This is a genomic window from Streptococcus dysgalactiae subsp. dysgalactiae, assembly GCF_900459225.1.
GTDB lineage: Bacteria > Bacillota > Bacilli > Lactobacillales > Streptococcaceae > Streptococcus > Streptococcus dysgalactiae.
In genome coordinates, this window is record NZ_UHFH01000003.1 from 1163804 (window position 1) to 1182655 (window position 18852).

The following is an 18852-nucleotide window of genomic DNA, read 5'->3' on the forward strand; positions in this document are numbered from 1 at the left end:
ACTTATTATATAATGGCCTCAACTATTTAACAAGGACAAATCCTAAGCAACTGTTGATTTAAGGAGCTCTTCTATATGACACAAAGAAAAACTGAAACCAAAACTTATTTAAAAGCTGCACTCACGGCTTTACTAGTTGAAAAACATTTCGAAGACATTACGGTTTCTGACCTTACTCAAAAAGCGGGTATTAACCGTGGCACTTTTTACCTCCATTACAAAGATAAATTTGACATGATGAATCAGTTGAAAAACGAGACCTTAGATGACTTGTATTGCCTGTTAAACCAAACAGCCATTTATACTGATACAAGAGCCGTTCTGATACAGACTTTATCTTACCTTCTCTCGCACCGAGAGTTTGTAACTGCACTAGCAACAACCTCTTATTTAAATTTCCCTCAATTGATTAAAGATTTCTGTTATCAATTTCTAACCACTATTGAAGAATTTCAAACCATTGTGGTGAATCAATATCATATTCCTTACCCTTATGCCTTGGAAGTTTATTTAGCAAGTATTGAAAGTATTATTACCTACTGGATTAATAACGACTATCAGGAATCTCCTCAAGATGTAACCGATATTATTCTCAAAATAGTTGCTCTTGATTCACTACCATCCTAAAAAAACATCCGAATCTTTTCTGTCCTCATGTATGTGTGACATCACAAGTTTGAGTAAGATAGATGATGCTTTTTTCATTTCTAAAAATCAAAAAGTTTGAGGATATCCTCAAACTCATAAGCCTTTTCGTAAATTGAAGAAGGTCTTCATTCGTGAAATCACTGACTCATCTCCTACAAAATAAATATGATCCCCTTTTTCGATCACTGAATAAGGGCCAGGTGAAATAACAAAGGTACCATTGTGTTCAATAGCAACAATAGTTGCACCTGTCTGATGCCAAATATTGAGGGCACCAATGGATTTTCCAAAGTGTTCGGACTCATTGTTACAAATAATCTCATAAGGCGCTAGCGGATACTGCTTACTAATGGATTGACTTTGCATTAAGAAATCATTAACCAAGATAGCCATTTTTTCCATAGCTCTCTCTTGCTCATGAATAGTGTCTCGAATCTTTTCTTTGATCATAGCGATGGAATGTGTTGACTCATACTGATTAATAAAGTCAATAGCTTTTTCTTTTGATAAGACAATAGCTCCACTCCCATGCTTTAGGGTGAGAATCTTTAAGTCTGCTAAGATATTTAACCCTTTGCGAGCTGTTTCCGGAGATACATTAAAGGTAGATGCTATTGTCGTTCTTGACTTTAATTTTTCTCCTACTTCATATTCCCCTTTTGCGATACGTTCAGCTACTGAAATAGCAATTTTTTGATACTTTGAGCTTTTTATCTCCTTTTTACGGTTTGGCATCATTATACTCCTTAACTTAACATTCTTTCATGTTCCTATTAATTAAAACACATTTCTCCTTATAAAACAATCATCATTTTCTTATCGTAACAAAAAGAGCTGGTTGATAACCAGCCCCATAACGTTAACACTTAGCAATGTTGCTATGCAAGTTCACTTATTTAGCTGCTTCATCACTAGTAACAGTATTAGAAACAGTATCTTTTAGTTTTCCAGCTTGTTCTGATACAAATTGTGAGGTCGATGAAGCGGCACTAGTCACACGATCTTGAACGGTAACACTAGCTTCCTCATGTTCAGCTTTGGTACGAATATCAACAACATTCACATTTACTTCAATAACCTTAAGATGTGTCATGCTAGCTACGTTTTGGGCAACAATAGCTTTGATAGATTCAACAATAGCTGGGATATCTTTGCCATATTCTACGACAATGGCGAGATCTACGGCAACTTCCTTAGTTCCGACCTCAACCGAAACACCGTCTGTAACAGAATCAGAATTCACCAAATTATTTTTGATATTTGAGAAAAATCCACCTGTCACAGCCAGCAAACCGCCGACATTTTCTAAGGCATGACCTACAATTTTTTCAATCACTTTGTCGTCATAGGTAAGCGTACTTTTAATCTGATTTGTTTCCATCGTGTCTCCTTTATTGTTATTGTTGTCTATTTGTTATCGTCTAAACCCTTCTTGAGCCCTTTTAAGGAATCTTTGGCATCTGCCGCGACTTCTTTCACTTTTCCAGCTACCTGGTCAACCTTGCCCTCAGTCTCCAAAGATTTATCTCCAGAAACCTTACCAAGACCTTCTTTTAATTTACCACCAGCTTGGTCCAATTTTGCATTCCATTTTTCATCTGACATAGCCAATCCTCCTTCAAAGTATTTCGTTAAAGTATTACTATTACTGAACACGTGGTTCAGCTTGTTGATCTTGAAGTTTTTCAACTCCTGCTCCAACTGATGTTTTCACATTTTCAACTTGGTGACTTGTAAATTCAGAAGTTGAACGTGCCATATCAGTCACTTTATCTTGTAAACTTACTTTTTCAGCATCAAATTGTGCTTTTGTTTTAATGTCAACTACCTTGACGTTAACTTCAATAACGTCCAAATCTGTCATTTTTTTAACTTCTTTTTCAACGATTGCTTTAATAGCATCATAAATAGTTGGAACATGTTTTTGGTACTCTGCTACAATATCCAAATCAACGGCAACTTGTTTTTTACCAACTTCAACATTCACGCCGTCACGAACAGATTCTGTATTAACCAATTTATCTTTTAAATTAGCTAAGAAGCCACCGTTAACACCTAGTAAACCATCAACGTTTTCAAGAGCCAAACCGACAATTTTTTCAATTACTTTGTCTTCATAAGTCAATTCACCACGAATAGACGGTGCTAAATCTTTAGTTGTGTTCTTAATATATGTTTCAGTCATGATATGTCTCCTTTGTTGATTATTTACTTACGACCAAGAAATTGATCGATGATTCCCGTTTTCTTGGCATACAGGCCGCCATATACTCCTAAGAGAATAAAAATGATTGCTAGCAGTGTTTTAAATAGGCCAAAAGACATGAGCAATATGGCAATGATTAACCCTACCAGCCCCCCAATAATGGGATACTTGAATCTTTCATAAAATTCCATCAGACATCTCCTATTCTACACGTTTCCTTGCAACACGCTTGCGGTCAGAATCAGCAATATCTTTCACATAAACCCTGAAATTAACCGGGCGATCAAGTCCAAAGAATTCTTTCAAACCTGTCTCAATACCTTCTTTAATCCCGTTAACTTGGTCAGTTACGCCTACTCGTGACGCTAATTGCCCGCTAACATCAATTTTAAATTTACGCTTATAGAGTTTAGCGTTAACGTTAGGATTAGGCATGAGCCCCGCTACTTTAATAGCAGTTGCAACATACTTTTCAATAGCAGATTTTTTCAACAAGAGTTTTCCATTCTTGTTACGCAATTGAATTTCAGTATAAGTACGAGGGTAAAAAACAACGGCTAAAAGGATGATTAAGACGAGCACAAACATCACAATCGCCGTCCAGAAATAATAATAGTATAAAGCTGGATCTAGGAAATTGGGAAGTCTATCAATGTCCCAACTTAACCAGCGATAGCTATAAGGTAAGCTAATATAATCTCCGGTCGTCCCTATTACCCATCCGAGGATGGATAATAGGACGAGGCCGATGAGACTATATGTTATTTTTAAAAATTTTGACATACAAACCTCTTTCCTACTTAATCGACTTTATTGTCATTATTTACAAGTAAAGTAGAGGGAAACTAGTTATTAGTTTTGCTTAGTACAAAAGATGTGATAATCACGACGATAACTGCACCAATAATAGATGGAATCAAAGCCATACCAGCTAATGAAGGTCCCCATGTACCAAGTAGGGCTTGACCAACGTAAGAACCAATTAAACCAGCTGCAATGTTAGCAATCCAGCCCATTGATCCACCTCTTTTAGTAAGAGCTCCAGCAATAACACCAATAAGTGCACCAACGAGTAATGTCCAAATAAGTCCCATAATAATTCTCCTTTTCAGATACTCCCGTATCTATTTTCCAATGAAACATAACCGTAATCATGCTTCGAGTGATTGTCAACAATAATCACTTTTAAAGTGACTATATAAACCAAATTATGAAGTGTTAGCTCTTTTATTCGTCAGAATAAAGATACTTATAAAACGAATACAAATCCTTTATAACAGAGTTTTTGTAAAGTGACCACTCGTTATTTAATTTATATTGTTATTATACACCTTTAGATGTAAAATGCAACTGATATGCTCCTGAAACTTAAAATTTTTTACTTTTATTTGAGAACGTCTCTTATAAAGAAAATAAAAAAATAAGCTCCCTACACACTTATATAGTAGGAAACTCATTTTTCTTATTTTTTCTCAATAGGAGCAACACTTGCTAGTAATTTCTTTAACCCAACTTCTGGGAATTTGATTTTCAATTCCATCGTTTTTCCAGATCCTGAAACCTCCAGCACAGTCCCATCTCCCCATTTTTTATGGTGAGCGATATCCCCTGTCTGCCAAGTGACCTCTTCTAAAGAGCGATTAGAACCAAACGATAAACCTGAGCTAGTTGAAGCTGATGATATCGTACGTGCCTGCATTGGCTGTGGTGATTGTCTTACTTGAGCCTGAGCCTTTCGAGCTTGCAGGGCTTCTGATAGGCTCATCCCCTGTCCAAACTGTGTGTGCTTGTCAGTAGAGAAACGCACGCCAAATGAAGATTGTGCTGGTCTTGCCAATCCTTGATAAGAGAGTAGTTCTTCTGAAATTTCTTTTAAGAACCGCGTTGGACGGTTATAACTACTTTTACCAAAGAGAGTTCTGGTATTTGCATTAGTCATAAAGAGAACTTCTTCTGCCCTTGTTATCCCCACATAGGCCAAGCGTCTTTCTTCCTCTAATTCATCAGGATCTTCCGAAGCCCGTGATAAGGGGAAGACACCTTCTTCCATACCAATTAAGAAAACAACAGGGAACTCCAAACCTTTGGCAGCATGTAGGGTCATTAAGGTTACTTCAGCAGCTTCTGTTTGGGAATCATCTGTATCAGCAATCAGTGCTAAATCATTTAAAAAACGTCCCAAGCGATCAACACCAGTTTCGTCTTCTTCTTGAGAGGCACTTGACTTATCAAAATTTTTGGTAACAGATAAGAACTCTTCGATATTCTCAATGCGAGCCTGACTTTCCAAAGTATTTTGCAGACGTAAGCTATCTAGATAGCCTGTTTTTTCTAACAATGCTTCTGCTAAGTCAGTGATACTCATCTGATCTAGGTCTTGACGTAGCTGCCCGATAATATTGGCTAAGTCCATGATAGATTGTGCTGCTTTACCTTTCAATGGGGACATCAATAGATTTGAAGCTGCTTCTAATAAAGACTGGTCACTCTCATAGGCAAACTGACGAAGTTTATCAAGTGTTCCTGGACCAACACCTCGTTTAGGTTCATTCACAATCCGCTCAAAGGAAATATTATCAGCTGGGTTAGCGACAATCGTTAAGTAGGCAATTAAATCGCGAATTTCTTTACGGCTATAGAACTTAGTTCCGCCAACCATGGTGTAAGGAATGTTGGATTTTAAGAGCGCTTCTTCAATCGTACGGGATTGGGCATTGGTACGATATAAAACAGCAAAATCTTTGAAGTTTTTCCCGAGCTCTTGAGCCATGTTGCTAATGGTAGAAGCGACAAATACTGCCTCATCTCGCTCATCATTTGCCCTATAATAAACCAGTTGTTCCCCGTCTGCATTTTGTGTCCAAAGTTTCTTAGGACGGCGATTACGGTTATTGTTAATCACGTCGTTAGCTGCTTGCAGAATTTTCTTGGTAGAGCGATAGTTTTCTTCTAAAAGCACTACCTTAGCATCTGGGTAATCTTTTTCAAAATCAAGAATATTTTGCATGTCAGCTCCCCGCCAACCATAGATAGACTGATCAGCATCTCCAACAACGCAAATATTTTTAAAGCGAGAAGCTAGCAACTTGACTAATTGATATTGGGCATGGTTGGTATCTTGATACTCGTCCACATGAATGTATTGGTAGCGCTGCTGGTAATAAGCTAATACGTCAGGATTACTATCAAAAAGGCGTAGAGTCATCATAATTAAATCATCAAAGTCCAATGCTTCACTACGTCGTAATTCTTCCTGATAGGCTTTGTAACATCTCGCTACTATTTGACTATACATATCAGCAGCCTGCGCCTCGTATCCCTTCTCATCAAGTAAATCATTTTTAGCATTTGAAATGGTTCCTAAAATAGAACGCTCATTCCACTTTTTAGGGTCCAGGTTAAGTTGCTTCAAAATGCGTTTCATCAAGGTTCGTTGCTCACCTGTATCAATGATGGTAAAATTACGATTGTAGCCTATATGATCCGCTTCACGCCGTAAAATCCGTACACACATGGAGTGGAAAGTTGCAATCAAAGTGTCCTTAGTAGCTGGATTTAAAGCCAAGGCCCTTTCTTTCATTTCACGCGCAGCTTTATTGGTAAAGGTTATGGCTAATATATTCCATGGGTTCACGAATTTTTCATCAATGAGGTAAGCGATTCTGTGGGTTAAAACCCGTGTCTTACCGGATCCTGCTCCTGCCATAATGAGTAAGGGACCTTCGGTCGTTTGAACCGCCTGAGCCTGTCGATCATTCATTCCATTTAATAAAGGATTCATGTTTTCTCCTCAATTTTTTCCTTAACATCTCTTTTAGTAACCCTAAAATTATATCACGTTTCTTTGTAAAATAGCAAAGGAGATTTCAAACGCCTCTGAGAAGATTTGTCCCTTTTTAGCGATAAGCGGCTCATAATGATAACGGTTTCTCAAAAAAATCCTTATTATTCCTCTATTTTGATTGACTTCATTCGTATTTTCCGGTATGATAGACATAATTTAATAAACCGAATGATGTCATGCAGGAGAAGAAAATTATTTCGCCGAAGGAGTTATACTCTCAGGTGTCCACCTATTGGACGGGACTGTTTGATGGACGGACTTCTGGAGAGACCTTATTAGGCGCCGAAGGGGCAAGGCAAACTGCTCAATCTCTCAGGCAAAAGGACAGAAGATAAGATAGAAAAACCATTAAGTCAACACTTAGTCTTTTTGCGTTTGCTATATTATCATTGCTTCAGAAGTTGTCTCTCAGAGATAGCTTTTTTCTTTTGTCAACTTTAATAATTTAGGAGAAACAAATGATTACAATCGCTAAGCTAATGGATGACTTTGTCTGGGGACCGCCCTTGTTAATCTTACTGGTTGGTACTGGTATTTACCTTACGAGTCGTTTAGGACTCATCCAAATCTTAAAACTACCAAGAGCTTTTAAACTTATTTTTTCAGATGATGATGGTCACGGAGATATTTCATCCTTTGCTGCTCTTGCAACCGCACTTGCTGCTACTGTTGGTACAGGAAATATTGTCGGAGTCGCCACTGCTATCAAATCAGGTGGCCCTGGAGCGCTCTTTTGGATGTGGGTAGCCGCTTTTTTTGGAATGACGACTAAATATGCCGAAGGAGTATTAGCTATCAAATATCGTACCAGAGATGCCAATGGCCATATTTCTGGTGGACCTATGTACTATATCGTTAACGGTATGGGACAAAAATGGAAACCGTTAGCTATTCTTTTTGCTGGGTCAGGTATTCTTGTAGCCCTCTTTGGCATTGGTACCTTTGCTCAAGTAAATTCCATTACTTCCTCTCTAGGTCACAGCTTTGGCTTATCACCACAGATTGTGAGTATCATCTTAGCTATATTTGTCGCTACCATTATTTTCGGAGGTATCCATTCTATCTCCAAAGTAGCTGAAAAAGTCGTTCCTTTCATGGCTATTTTCTATATTCTTTCAAGTTTGGCTGTTATTTTTATGCATTATCAGCACATCGTTCCCGTTATTCGTTTAGTGCTCCAATCTGCTTTTACACCAACCGCTGCTATTGGAGGATTTGCAGGTAGTATGGTTAAAGATGCTATCCAAAAAGGGATTGCACGCGGGGTTTTTTCAAATGAATCTGGACTAGGCTCTGCTCCTATTGCAGCAGCGGCAGCTAAAACCAACGAACCAGTTGAACAAGGGTTAATTTCGATGACAGGGACCTTTATAGATACCATTATTATTTGCACTTTAACAGGATTGTCAATCCTAGTCACTGGGCAATGGACTGGTCCTTTAGAGGGAGCACCTTTAACGCAATCTGCCTTTGCTTCAGTTTTTGGCAATTTAGGAACTTTTGGACTGACCTTTTCCCTTGTTCTTTTTGCTTTTACAACAATCTTAGGTTGGAGCTATTACGGTGAACGCTGCTTTGAATTTCTCTTTGGTATTACTCACCTAACTTACTTCCGTATTGCTTTTGTTTTAATGGTAGGTCTTGGTGGATTCCTCAAATTAGAGCTTATTTGGATTTTAGCTGATATCGTGAATGGTTTAATGGCGCTCCCTAATCTTATCGCCCTTTTAGCCTTATCTCCTGTGGTCATCCATGAAACAAAACATTACTTTCTCAAGCATCAATTCAATCAGTAACACCAAAACCTGCCTAGCCTTCTTTCATCTATTTCAAAGGGGTTAAGCTTTTTAGTTCAACTAGTTTTTATGGTATAATACGGTATTGATATCAAAGGAGTAACCATGACACAAGACCCCATTGAAAACTTAAAATTGGCCAAAAGAGGTCCAATTGTCAGCATTATGGCCTATCTGTTGCTAAGCATTGCTAAGCTATTAGCTGGCTATCTGCTCAATGCTAGCTCGCTGATTGCTGATGGCTTTAATAATTTATCAGATATTGTAGGAAATATAGCTCTCCTTATTGGACTTCACTTAGCTAGTCAGCCAGCTGATGCCAATCACAAATTTGGCCACTGGAAAATTGAGGACCTCTCAAGCCTTATCACCTCTTTCATTATGTTTATTGTTGGTTTTCAGGTCCTTATCCAAACCATACAAAGTATTTTTAGTGGTGAGCAAACGCCAATTGATCCTATCGGTGCTATTGTTGGTATCCTCTCTGCCCTCATTATGTTTGGTGTATATGCTTTCAATAAAAGACTCTCCAAGCGTGTTAAATCAAGTGCCCTTGTTGCCGCCTCTAAAGATAATCTATCTGATGCAGTGACTTCTCTTGGTACTTCTGTTGCTATTGGAGCAGCCTCATTACAATTTCCCATTATTGATCGTCTAGCTGCATTGATTATTACTTTTTTCATTCTCAAAACCGCTTTTGATATTTTTATGGAAAGTGCTTTTAGCCTATCTGATGGTTTTGACAGTCGTCATTTAAAGAAATACGAACAAGCCATCCTAGAAATTCCTAAAATTGTTGCTGTTAAATCGCAACGCGGTAGAACCTATGGGAGTAATGTTTACCTTGACATCGTTCTTGAAATGAGTCCTGATCTCTCTGTTTATGAAAGTCATGCTATCACCGAACAGGTTGAGCAATTACTCAGTGATCAATTCGCTATTTATGATATTGATATCCATGTGGAACCAGCCATGATTCCCGAAGACGAGCTTTTTGATAATGTCGCCAAAAAGCTCTACCGCTACGAAAAATTAATTTTGAGTAAGGTTCCTGACTATGACCACTACATTGCTAAGTCTTTCCAACTGATTGATGCGAATGGCCAAACAGCTAACTATGAACAATTTTTGAACCAAGAAATTTATTATCCAAGTAACTTCAACCATTTTCAAATTGAATCCATTAGTCAAAAAACGATGTTAGTGACCTACCAGTTAAATGGGAATTGCCATACTAGCATCTGGAGACGTCATGAAGTTTGGTGTCTACTCTTCCATCAAATCACTCCTATTCAACAAGAGCATCACCTAAAACGCCATTATCGAATTGTAAAAGGGTAAACAGATAAAAAACCACTAATCACCAGGCACTGCACCCCATTAATGGGACAGAAGAAAAACACTTTTAGGTGGACTTGTCAAGAAAAAATAGACATAAAGTTAAGCTAATTAGTAACTATTTTTTCAAATTCTACAGGTGAGAGATACCCTAAAGCTGAATGCAGACGTTTAGGGTTATAGTAAGTCTCAATATATTTAAAAATCTCAAGCTGAGCTTGCTCAATAGTTGCGAAATGAGCATCATTGACAAGCTCTCTTTTTAATGTTTTATAAAAGGCTTCCATGAGTGCATTATCGTATGGATTACCTTTTCGACTCATACTGGACTTACATTTTTTCCATCTAAGTAGGACCTGAAATCGTGCCCCGGTATATTGAGACCCCTGATCTGTATGGACGATTACCCCTTCTTTAGGCTTTTCTCTATCATAAGCTTGATTGAAAGCCTCTGTTACCAACTTGTCTTGCTTACGTCGGCCCATTGCCCAACCAACAATCTTTCTACTATAAATGTCTATAAAGACAGATAAATAAAGTATTCCTTCTTGTATAGGGATATAGGTTAAGTCTCCTAGCCATAATTTATTCTTACCAGTTGCTTGGAAACATTGATTAACAAGATTGGGACGAGTTAATGAAGAACGTCGACGGTTATAGTATTTATAGTTATATCGACTTCCTTTAGCATAGAGACCTAACTGATGAAGGAGTCTACCAACACGTTTATGATTGACATGCATGCCACGTCTACAAAGTTCTTGGGTAATTCGTACACTTCCGTAACGCTCTTTATGTTCATAGAAAATGGCTTTAATCATTTCCTTCAAAGCTTCATTCTCAACATGCCTTGAAGATGGACGACGTTTTAAATAAGCATAGAAACCTGAACGGGAAACTTGAAGAGTTTGACAGGCGTGATGACTATTCAAGCTAACACTATTTTCCTTCAGAAACCGAAATTTTATTTCCGGTTTGGCTTCAAGAAGACCTGGAACTTTTTTAGAAGAGCTAATTCCTCCTGCAGCAGTTTGTTCTCTTTTTCAAGTTTTTTTATCTCAAATTGAGCATGACGAAGTGCGCTCCCGTGTCCTGGGAACGCACTTTCTCCATATTTTTCATATCCTTGAACCCATCGATAAAGACTATTGGGATGAATTTCTAAAGTTGAACTAATCATTTTTACAGACTGCTCTTCCTCAAGGATGAGTTTGACAGCAGAGAGTTTGAAGGCTTTATCAAAGGTTTTTCTTGGCATAATGACTTTTCCTCGTTTCCACTTAATTTTGTGTCTACTTTATTATACCAAGCCCATTTTTGACAATATCTGTTACACTATCTTTAGTTAAGTTTCTTCAGTTATGGAGATAGAAAGCGGAGCATTTGACACCGAAATAGTCCAAGATGAGAGCTACAGGATAAGTTTCCTTATACTCTTCCACTAGCTTGATAAGAGTCATTTTGTCGATTTTCTCATCAAGCTCCGATACTTTTTTAGAAGATTAACCTGCAAACATAACTGCTCGAATTCAGATTCAGACAGTTGATCCGTACCTTTACCATAGGTATATTGTTTACCTACAGATTGGTAGAAACGGTATAGCTCATCATTCTGATACCATTTCTACCAGATTTTGACTTGACTAATATGCTTAATCCCTAAGGTTTCCATAATGACTTTATTGGATTTACCTGCTTTTTTCATCTCAATGCAAGCTAACTTAGTTTCTACCGAAGATGCTTTTTCGACCATAATAAAACACTTCTGTCTCTAGTTTACTCGATTTCAACAGGAGTGTTTTTCTTGTGTCTCATTTTATGGATGCAGTGCCACCAGATCAGTGGTTTTTGTCAGTTACCATATATGGCTTCTTGCTAATAATACGACTGACAAAGGAAGGAATCATCATTCCTAAGCGATCATATAACTTCTAATCGACCATTTGTAGGAACACAAAAAAGAGACAATAGTCTCTTTTAGTTTTTGATTTGAGTTGTAGCAACATCTTCTCCAAACCATTTTTGAGAAATGGCTTGGAACTCACCATCTTGATACATTTTTTTCAAGGCTTCATTAATTTTCTTCTGCAAGGTCTTGTCTTCTTTTCTAAGCCCTACAGCAAACTGTTCATTGTCAAATCCGGTCGAGACCAGCTGGTAATCATCTAACTGATTTTCTTGCTTTAGGTAGTAGTTAGCGTAAACTTTATCAATGAGTAAACCATCAATACGATTCGTTTTTAGATCAATAAAAGCTTGCGTAAACGTTTCATACTGAGTTGCATCTTGGTCTTTAATCAAATCTTTTAAGACTTTATGATGTCTTGTCAAGGCATCATAACCAGACGATCCGGATTGAGCTCCTAGGATCTTATTTTTCATGTCAGAGGTGTCAGTAATTCCAGATGATTTTTTAACCACAATCACTTGCTCATTTTTCATGTAAGGAACGGTAAACGCTACTTTAGCCTGACGTTCCTGCGTCATAGAATAGCCATTCCAAATCATATCGATTTTACTATTTTTTAACTCGGCTTCTTTCAAATCCCAGTTAATAGCTTGAAAATTAACGGTAATGCCATATTGCTTAAAGACTGCCTTAGCTAAATCGATATCAAACCCCTTATTGTCTCCACTCTCATCTTTATACCCCATCGGAACAAAGGTATTGTCGAAACCTAAAGTAATGTTTTTTTCTTTTTGGTATGTTTTCCAAGCATCTCCTGATTTTGCGGTTTTATTAGCTGTTCCACAAGCTACTAACAGTAAACTAATAGCTGCTAAGAAAACGATTCTTATACTTCTTCTCATGGTTATCATATCGCTCCTCTTCTATTTAGGATTAACCCTAATAATACGATCTGAGATGGCTTCGGCAAAAACAAGATCGTGAGTGACTACAATTTGAGTTATTCCCATTTCACGGTTTTGAACAATCAAGGCTTCTACCGTCTGACGTAATTCTGGATCTAGAGCACTGGTCGGTTCATCATAACCAATAATTTGAGGATCAATCATCATGGCTCTTGCCAAAGCAACCCGTTGTTTTTGACCTCCAGATAAAGAGTAGGGATAAACCTTGGCATGTTCTTTTAATCCTAAATGTGCCAGTATATCCAAAGCCTTTTCTTTAGCATCAGCCTTTTGCTTGCCCATTGTAATTGTTGGAGACAGCGTTAGATTGTCTAAAACGGTAAGATGAGGAAACAATTGAAAATCTTGGAAAACAAATCCAAACAAGTTACGATTTTCTAAATGATCAATACCAACATCTTCTCCATTGTAAAAGACTTGACCTGAATCAATAGATTCAAGACCGGCCAACATCCGTAAGAGTGTTGTCTTACCGCCACCTGACGGGCCTACCAAAGAGAGCACTTCTCCGTCTTTGACAGTTAGATTAAAGCCATCAAAGATGGTTTTTTGACCAAACTTTTTGGAAATATTTTTGAGTTCTAACATGAAGCCTCCTTACTGATAATAATTAAACCGTTTTTCAACTTGTTTTGAAATAATAGTGACCAGTCCAATTAAAAGCAAATAGATAAGGCCAGCAATAAACATAGGGGCTAAGGTTGCATCCCTATTGGCTGCCGTCTTACTTGCTAATAAAAGATCTCCTACACCTAGTACATAGACAAGGGAAGAATCTTTGACCAAATTAATGACTTCATTGAAAACACTTGGTAACACAATTTTAAACACTTGAGGCAAAATAATATAACGAATGGTTTGAAGAGGTTTTAACTTTAATACTTTAGCTGCTTCATATTGACCTTTTGGAATAGCCTCAATCCCACCTCTAAAAATTTCAGCAAAGTAGGCAGCATAATTCAAAGTAAACGCCAAAATAGCAGCTGGCATTCGATCAAAACTAATCCCAACACTTGGCAAAACATAATAGAAAAAAATCAATTGAAGTAGTAAAGGTGTCCCTCGCATCATCCACACGTATAAGATCAAAAACCACTGGAGCGGTTTAAAGGGAATCTTCATCAAGAAAGCTAAAATAGCCCCCAAGGGGATAGAAAGAATGATAACAATAAAGAATACTTGTAAGGTCACCAAGGCACCATCTAATAAGCTGGGTAAGACTTGCTGAATATAGGTCATGTTGCCTCCTAAAACTGAATATTTTACTATTATACCAAATTTGAACGTATTTGGGGAGAGATTTTTTATAAAAATACAACCAGATCAGCTGATTGCGTATTATTATTAGATTTTCTTGACAAATTCTGATTTCAATTTCATCGCACCAAACCCATCAATCTTACAATCAATATTATGATCACCTTCCACCAGGCGAATATTTTTAACGCGAGTCCCTTGTTTCAGATCTTTTGGAGCACCTTTAACTTTTAAATCTTTAATAACAGTGATAGTATCGCCATCAGACAATCGAACACTATTGCTATCTAAAACAACAAGCCCTTCTTCTTTAGTCTCTTCCTCACCTAATGTCCACTCAAAAGCACACATAGGGCAGATTAATAAATGGCCATCTTCATAAACGTATTCGGATTGGCATTGCAAACAATTTGGTAATGACATCTTGCTCTCCTAAAAAATTTCTTAATGGTATCATTTTACTTTAGAATGCAGGTTTTGACAAGATGAATACGTTATCATATTTGCTTTTCCTGTCCTCAAATAAGGCTTCATTTCCCTTTTTTACTGCCTTGATGATGATGATTAGGTAAAAAATAAGGCAGTCGCTAACTAGCGACTACCTTATTACGGTTAACCCTCATTACTCCACTGTAACAGCCTTAGCTAGATTACGCGGTTTATCAACATCAAGTCCACGTTGTAACGAAGCGTAGTAAGCAATCAGTTGAGTTGGAATTACCATAGCAATTGGCGCCAAGAAAGGATGAACCTTATTGACAATAATGTCATCTCCCTCACGGTCAAGCCCTTCTTCCACAACTGTTAAAACATGAGCCCCACGAGCAGCAACTTCTTGAATATTACCACGTGTATGAGAAGCAACCAACTCACTAGATGAAATTAAACCAATGACTGGAGTTCCCTCTTCAATTAAAGAAATGGTGCCATGTTTCAATTCACCAGCCGCAAAGCCTTCACATTGAATATAAGAAATCTCTTTTAATTTCAAAGCAGCTTCCATTGAAACGTAATAATCATTGCCACGCCCAATGTAAAAAGCATTACGAGTAGTAGCTAGCAAAGCTTCTACTTTTTCTGCCACAACGTCTTTTTCTGTCAAAGTCGCTTCGATAGATTGAGCTACTAATGACAACTCACGAACCAAATCAAAGTCAAGAGCTTCTGACTTACCATTTGCCTCACCAACCGCTTTAGCTAAAAAGGCAAGAGCAGCAATTTGTGCAGTGTAAGCTTTTGTAGACGCAACAGCAATTTCAGGTCCAGCATGAATCAACATGGTGTATGTTGATTCACGTGACAAGGTTGATCCTGGAACGTTAGTTACTGTCAAACTCGGAATATCCATAGCATTTGCCTTAACTAAAACTTGACGACTATCTGCTGTTTCTCCTGATTGGCTTAGTAGGATAAACATTGGCTTCTTGCTAAGTAGAGGCATGTGGTAACCCCATTCAGAAGCCACTCCTAACTCAACTGGTGTATCTGTCAATTGCTCAAGCATCATTTTAGTTGCAAAACCAGCATGGTAAGAAGTCCCTGCAGCTAAAATATAAAGGCGGTCAGCCTCTTGGATAGAGGCAATGATAGCTGGATCAACTTGCACGTTACCCATTTCATCTGCATAAGTTGAAATTAATTTACGCATTACAGTTGGCTGCTCATCAATTTCTTTCAACATATAGAAAGGATAAGTCCCTTTACCAATATCAGATAAGTCTAATTCAGCAGTGTACGAATCTCGTACTAGCTCGTTACCATCATAGTCTGTAACAGTTACCTTATATTTGGTTAAAATAACCAGCTCTTTATCATGAATTTCCATAAATTCACTGGTTTCACGAATCATGGCCATAGCATCCGAACAAACCATATTGTAACCTTCACCAAGACCAATCAACAATGGAGACTTATTTTTAGCCACATAGATAGTATCTGTATTCTGGCTATCCATTAACGCAAAGGCATAGGAACCTTCTATAATTCCTAGAGCTTTTTTAAAGGCTTCTAACACTGATAATTGCTCTTCTTCTACAAACTTTCCGATTAGATGTACCGCAATCTCAGTATCTGTTTGACCCTTGAAATCATGTCCAGCCAAGTACGTTGTTTTGATGTGGAGATAATTTTCAATCACACCATTGTGAACGAGGACAAAACGTCCTGTTTGTGACGTGTGAGGATGGGCATTATCTTCTGTTGATTGACCGTGAGTTGCCCAACGTGTGTGACCAATCCCTGTTGAACCAGCAACATCTATGCCAATCTTAGCACGCAAATCCGCGATGCGTCCAACTGATTTAATCAAGTTTGTTTGATTGTCATTAGCCACAAAAATACCTGCTGAATCGTAGCCACGGTATTCAAGCTTCTCAAGACCTTGCATTAAAATATCTGTTGCGTTACGGTTCCCAACAACTCCAACAATTCCACACATTGTAGTTACCTTAGTAAGTTTCCTTACTACTTTCTTTCAAAATTTAATTAATTGGTATAGTCCTTATACACCAACAAAAATATTATGTTTACAGTATATAACATCATCAAATGCTTGTCAAACACAAAATTGGTATAGCCTGATTGACAGATTATGGACTAAAAAAGAGAGCAGTTAGTTAACTACTCTACTTCCACAAATCCAAAATCGCTGAGAGGCAGAACTCTAAAAGTTACTAACCCTTTAATCTGCGAGGTATCTATTAACCCAAAGCGACGACTGTCATTCGTATTTTTCCGGTTATCATTTAGAAGAAGGTATTTTCCTTTAGGAACTTTTTGATACTTGTCACCAGTAATAGTTGAAATTGTAAAATCTTCAGTGTATAAAGTTCCAAGAGGAGCGTTATTCAAGTAACGTGTCTTCATCTTTTCAAGATAGGCTTGTGATTCCACCATATTATTGAGGTAAAAAATATCATCCATATAGGTGACACTATCTCCCTCGACAGCAACAACGCGGCTCACATAGTCCTTTTTATCAACCCTGTAAACCACAAAATCTTTGTATTTAGGTTGAATATTTTTCTTAATGGTGATTAAATCACCATTCTTCAAATAAGCATTAGCCGTTTCTGGGGTCACCTTAAAAGTTGAGAAAACAAAAATTCTCAACAAAATGGCTCCAATAATCACAATTAATAACAATAATATATTTCTTATAAAATCTCGCTTTACCATATTAACTCCTAGTCTATTCTCTTATTATACCATGTTATAGATCAGAAAAAAAGCAAACAATTTCTAAGACAAAAGAGTATGCATTGTTAGGGTAACATTTCTCTTCCAATAAAAAAGAGATTAGAAGAAAAATCTTCTAATCCTCAATCAGTTACTTTGACAAACTTATTTTACAGTACGAACACGCATTGTGTTTGTTCCACCAGTACCAACTGGAACACCTGCAACGATAACAATGTTATCACCAGATTGAACCAAGCCAGTTTCAAGAGCCACACGTTCTGCTACTTCAAACATGTCATCAGTAGATGCAGGTTTTTCAGCAAGAACTGGAATAACACCCCAGTTAATCATCAAAGCACGTTGTACTTTTTCATCAAATGTTACAGCTAAGATGTCCGCATCTGGACGGAATTTAGAAATCGCACGTGCAGTATTACCAGTTTCGGTAATTGTAACCACAAGTTTGATGTCCATTGAATGAGTTGCATCTTTAACCGCTGAAGCAATCACATCGGTTTTGTTTGTACGTGGGAATGCAGATGAATCTAAACGACCATATTCGTTAAGAAGATTTTGTGCATTACGATCAATAGTCGCCATTGTACGAACAGATTCAACTGGGTATTTACCATTAGCTGACTCTCCTGAAAGCATTGTTGCATCAGTACCATCGATAACAGCATTGAATACGTCAGATACTTCAGAACGTGTCGCACGTGGTTTTTCAGTCATTGTTTCAAGCATGTTTGTTGCTGTGATAACTGCTTTACCAGCTGCATTCACTTTAGTGATAATCATTTTTTGGAAAACTGGAACCATTTCAAATGGTACTTCGATACCCATGTCACCACGTGCAATCATGATACCATCAGCAGCTTCGATGATTTCATCAAGATTATCGATACCTTGTTGGTTTTCAATCTTAGCAAATAATTGAACATGGTCGTTACCAGTTTCGCGACAGATTTGACGAACTTCCTCAACGTCTTTGGCTGTACGAACAAATGAGATTGCAATAAAGTTAAGTCCTTGTTCAAGGCCAAAACGGATATCAGCATTGTCGCGTTCCGCAAGCGCTGGGAAAGGAATTTTAGTGTTAGGAATGTTAACACCTTTTTGCTTAGCAATAATACCGTCGTTTTCTACTTCAACGATAAACTGACGTGTTGCGATATCTTTGTCGATAACTTTCAAACCAAGTTTACCATCATCGATAAGAATAGTATGACCTACTTCTACTTCATCGTAGATGTCAAGGCTACCAGCAACGTTCAAAGCAATAACATCACGAGTTGATTGAATACCTTGTGTAGTCGCTACACGGATTTTTTCTCCAGTAACATAGCTGAACTCTTTAGCATCGTCTGCAAATAATTCAGTACGCATTTCAGGACCTTTAGTATCCAAAAGGAAACCAACTTTTTGACGAGCAATTTCTTCTGCCAGACGAACAGTTGCCATACGGTCACCCTGTTCTTTGTGGTCACCGTGTGAGAAATTGAAACGGAAAACATTCGCACCAGCTTCAATTAATTCAGCGATTTTTTTTGCTGATTCTTCAACATCAAGTTGACCAGCCCAGTAGCCATCTTCTCCGTATTTTTTACCACCACGGATTTCAACCGCAGGACCAAGTGTTGCAACAATTTTTACGCGTTTATTCATTTTACTCTGAAACTCCCTTATTTTTTGTCAATAATTGACGATTT

The 18852-nt window shown here is 37.7% G+C and carries 20 protein-coding genes and 1 riboswitch; of the genes, 3 read left to right on the top strand and 17 right to left on the bottom strand.

From position 1 onward, the window contains the following. The first annotated feature begins 75 nt into the window (after positions 1-75). Complete coding sequence (locus DYD17_RS06130) at positions 76-627, top strand: TetR/AcrR family transcriptional regulator (RefSeq protein WP_003050978.1); 552 nt, start codon at positions 76-78, stop codon at positions 625-627. Between the two features lie 114 nt (positions 628-741). Here DYD17_RS06130 and DYD17_RS06135 read toward each other — a convergent pair whose 3' ends face one another. The 8 genes from DYD17_RS06135 to pcrA form a co-directional block, all read right to left on the bottom strand. Then, positions 742-1383 (bottom strand): TrkA C-terminal domain-containing protein, encoded by a 642-nt coding sequence (locus DYD17_RS06135; RefSeq protein ID WP_003050979.1) that lies wholly within the window; start codon positions 1381-1383, stop codon positions 742-744. A 157-nt stretch (positions 1384-1540) separates the two neighbouring features. Further along, positions 1541-2029, bottom strand: coding sequence for an Asp23/Gls24 family envelope stress response protein (locus DYD17_RS06140; RefSeq protein WP_003050981.1), 489 nt, complete (start codon positions 2027-2029; stop codon positions 1541-1543). Positions 2030-2055: 26 nt separating this feature from the next. Further along, positions 2056-2253, bottom strand: coding sequence for a CsbD family protein (locus DYD17_RS06145; protein WP_003050983.1), 198 nt, complete (start codon positions 2251-2253; stop codon positions 2056-2058). A gap of 40 nt (positions 2254-2293) precedes the next feature. Beyond that, positions 2294-2833 carry an Asp23/Gls24 family envelope stress response protein gene (locus DYD17_RS06150; RefSeq protein ID WP_115252905.1) on the bottom strand — a complete coding sequence of 180 codons (540 nt, stop codon included), beginning with the start codon at positions 2831-2833 and terminating at the stop codon, positions 2294-2296. A 23-nt stretch (positions 2834-2856) separates the two neighbouring features. Continuing rightward, a complete protein-coding gene (locus tag DYD17_RS06155; protein WP_003050987.1) occupies positions 2857-3045 on the bottom strand; it encodes a DUF2273 domain-containing protein in 189 nt (62 codons plus the stop codon). Positions 3046-3055: 10 nt separating this feature from the next. Beyond that, entirely contained in the window at positions 3056-3637 is a 582-nt protein-coding gene (amaP, locus tag DYD17_RS06160; RefSeq protein WP_115246035.1) for an alkaline shock response membrane anchor protein AmaP, read from the bottom strand. 62 nt (positions 3638-3699) lie between these two features. Continuing rightward, positions 3700-3948, bottom strand: a complete 249-nt coding sequence (locus DYD17_RS06165; protein WP_003050991.1) for a GlsB/YeaQ/YmgE family stress response membrane protein — start codon at positions 3946-3948, stop codon at positions 3700-3702. A gap of 368 nt (positions 3949-4316) precedes the next feature. Beyond that, positions 4317-6635, bottom strand: coding sequence for a DNA helicase PcrA (pcrA, locus tag DYD17_RS06170; RefSeq protein ID WP_003050993.1), 2319 nt, complete (start codon positions 6633-6635; stop codon positions 4317-4319). 314 nt (positions 6636-6949) lie between these two features. Beyond that, a riboswitch (glycine riboswitch) is annotated at positions 6950-7036 on the top strand. Positions 7037-7156: 120 nt separating this feature from the next. Between pcrA and DYD17_RS06175 the strand changes: the two genes are divergently transcribed. Beyond that, complete coding sequence (locus tag DYD17_RS06175) at positions 7157-8494, top strand: alanine/glycine:cation symporter family protein (protein ID WP_003050995.1); 1338 nt, start codon at positions 7157-7159, stop codon at positions 8492-8494. Positions 8495-8599: 105 nt separating this feature from the next. Further along, the gene (locus tag DYD17_RS06180) at positions 8600-9835 is read left to right on the top strand and encodes a cation diffusion facilitator family transporter (RefSeq protein ID WP_003050997.1); all 1236 of its coding nucleotides are present in this window, start codon (positions 8600-8602) and stop codon (positions 9833-9835) included. A 104-nt stretch (positions 9836-9939) separates the two neighbouring features. On the opposite strand, the gene DYD17_RS06185 is transcribed toward DYD17_RS06180, so the two are convergent. From DYD17_RS06185 to pyk, 9 genes are all read right to left on the bottom strand, one after another. Next, a protein-coding gene (locus DYD17_RS06185) for an IS3 family transposase (RefSeq protein ID WP_115252906.1) occupies positions 9940-11090 on the bottom strand; the annotation gives its coding sequence in 2 pieces (ribosomal slippage) (positions 9940-10838 and positions 10838-11090; 1152 coding nt in all). Positions 11091-11456: 366 nt separating this feature from the next. After that, entirely contained in the window at positions 11457-11585 is a 129-nt protein-coding gene (locus DYD17_RS11390; RefSeq protein WP_003051000.1) for a hypothetical protein, read from the bottom strand. A 224-nt stretch (positions 11586-11809) separates the two neighbouring features. After that, positions 11810-12652, bottom strand: a complete 843-nt coding sequence (locus DYD17_RS06190; RefSeq protein WP_115252907.1) for an amino acid ABC transporter substrate-binding protein — start codon at positions 12650-12652, stop codon at positions 11810-11812. 12 nt (positions 12653-12664) lie between these two features. After that, positions 12665-13294: an amino acid ABC transporter ATP-binding protein gene (locus tag DYD17_RS06195; protein ID WP_115252908.1), complete on the bottom strand. Its 630-nt coding sequence runs from the start codon at positions 13292-13294 to the stop codon at positions 12665-12667. A gap of 9 nt (positions 13295-13303) precedes the next feature. Beyond that, positions 13304-13945, bottom strand: coding sequence for an amino acid ABC transporter permease (locus tag DYD17_RS06200; RefSeq protein WP_115252909.1), 642 nt, complete (start codon positions 13943-13945; stop codon positions 13304-13306). Between the two features lie 105 nt (positions 13946-14050). Beyond that, a complete protein-coding gene (locus DYD17_RS06205) occupies positions 14051-14386 on the bottom strand; it encodes a zinc ribbon domain-containing protein YjdM (RefSeq protein WP_003051011.1) in 336 nt (111 codons plus the stop codon). Between the two features lie 199 nt (positions 14387-14585). Further along, entirely contained in the window at positions 14586-16400 is a 1815-nt protein-coding gene (gene glmS / locus DYD17_RS06210; RefSeq protein WP_115252910.1) for a glutamine--fructose-6-phosphate transaminase (isomerizing), read from the bottom strand. 182 nt (positions 16401-16582) lie between these two features. After that, positions 16583-17140 (bottom strand): signal peptidase I, encoded by a 558-nt coding sequence (gene lepB, locus DYD17_RS06215; protein ID WP_003051015.1) that lies wholly within the window; start codon positions 17138-17140, stop codon positions 16583-16585. Positions 17141-17305: 165 nt separating this feature from the next. Next, entirely contained in the window at positions 17306-18808 is a 1503-nt protein-coding gene (pyk, locus tag DYD17_RS06220; protein WP_003051021.1) for a pyruvate kinase, read from the bottom strand. Between the last annotated feature and the right edge of the window lie 44 nt (positions 18809-18852).

Coding starts and splice junctions, on each gene's coding strand:
- glmS (WP_115252910.1), bottom strand. CDS start 16,400: ATGTGTGGAATTGTTGGAGTTGTTGGGAACCGTAACGCAACAGATATT.
- DYD17_RS06180 (WP_003050997.1), top strand. CDS start 8,600: ATGACACAAGACCCCATTGAAAACTTAAAATTGGCCAAAAGAGGTCCA.
- amaP (WP_115246035.1), bottom strand. CDS start 3,637: ATGTCAAAATTTTTAAAAATAACATATAGTCTCATCGGCCTCGTCCTA.
- DYD17_RS11390 (WP_003051000.1), bottom strand. CDS start 11,585: ATGGTCGAAAAAGCATCTTCGGTAGAAACTAAGTTAGCTTGCATTGAG.
- DYD17_RS06140 (WP_003050981.1), bottom strand. CDS start 2,029: ATGGAAACAAATCAGATTAAAAGTACGCTTACCTATGACGACAAAGTG.
- lepB (WP_003051015.1), bottom strand. CDS start 17,140: ATGGTAAAGCGAGATTTTATAAGAAATATATTATTGTTATTAATTGTG.
- DYD17_RS06155 (WP_003050987.1), bottom strand. CDS start 3,045: ATGGAATTTTATGAAAGATTCAAGTATCCCATTATTGGGGGGCTGGTA.
- DYD17_RS06205 (WP_003051011.1), bottom strand. CDS start 14,386: ATGTCATTACCAAATTGTTTGCAATGCCAATCCGAATACGTTTATGAA.
- DYD17_RS06175 (WP_003050995.1), top strand. CDS start 7,157: ATGATTACAATCGCTAAGCTAATGGATGACTTTGTCTGGGGACCGCCC.
- DYD17_RS06145 (WP_003050983.1), bottom strand. CDS start 2,253: ATGTCAGATGAAAAATGGAATGCAAAATTGGACCAAGCTGGTGGTAAA.
- DYD17_RS06150 (WP_115252905.1), bottom strand. CDS start 2,833: ATGACTGAAACATATATTAAGAACACAACTAAAGATTTAGCACCGTCT.
- DYD17_RS06130 (WP_003050978.1), top strand. CDS start 76: ATGACACAAAGAAAAACTGAAACCAAAACTTATTTAAAAGCTGCACTC.
- DYD17_RS06165 (WP_003050991.1), bottom strand. CDS start 3,948: ATGGGACTTATTTGGACATTACTCGTTGGTGCACTTATTGGTGTTATT.
- DYD17_RS06195 (WP_115252908.1), bottom strand. CDS start 13,294: ATGTTAGAACTCAAAAATATTTCCAAAAAGTTTGGTCAAAAAACCATC.
- pyk (WP_003051021.1), bottom strand. CDS start 18,808: ATGAATAAACGCGTAAAAATTGTTGCAACACTTGGTCCTGCGGTTGAA.
- DYD17_RS06190 (WP_115252907.1), bottom strand. CDS start 12,652: ATGATAACCATGAGAAGAAGTATAAGAATCGTTTTCTTAGCAGCTATT.
- DYD17_RS06200 (WP_115252909.1), bottom strand. CDS start 13,945: ATGACCTATATTCAGCAAGTCTTACCCAGCTTATTAGATGGTGCCTTG.
- pcrA (WP_003050993.1), bottom strand. CDS start 6,635: ATGAATCCTTTATTAAATGGAATGAATGATCGACAGGCTCAGGCGGTT.
- DYD17_RS06135 (WP_003050979.1), bottom strand. CDS start 1,383: ATGCCAAACCGTAAAAAGGAGATAAAAAGCTCAAAGTATCAAAAAATT.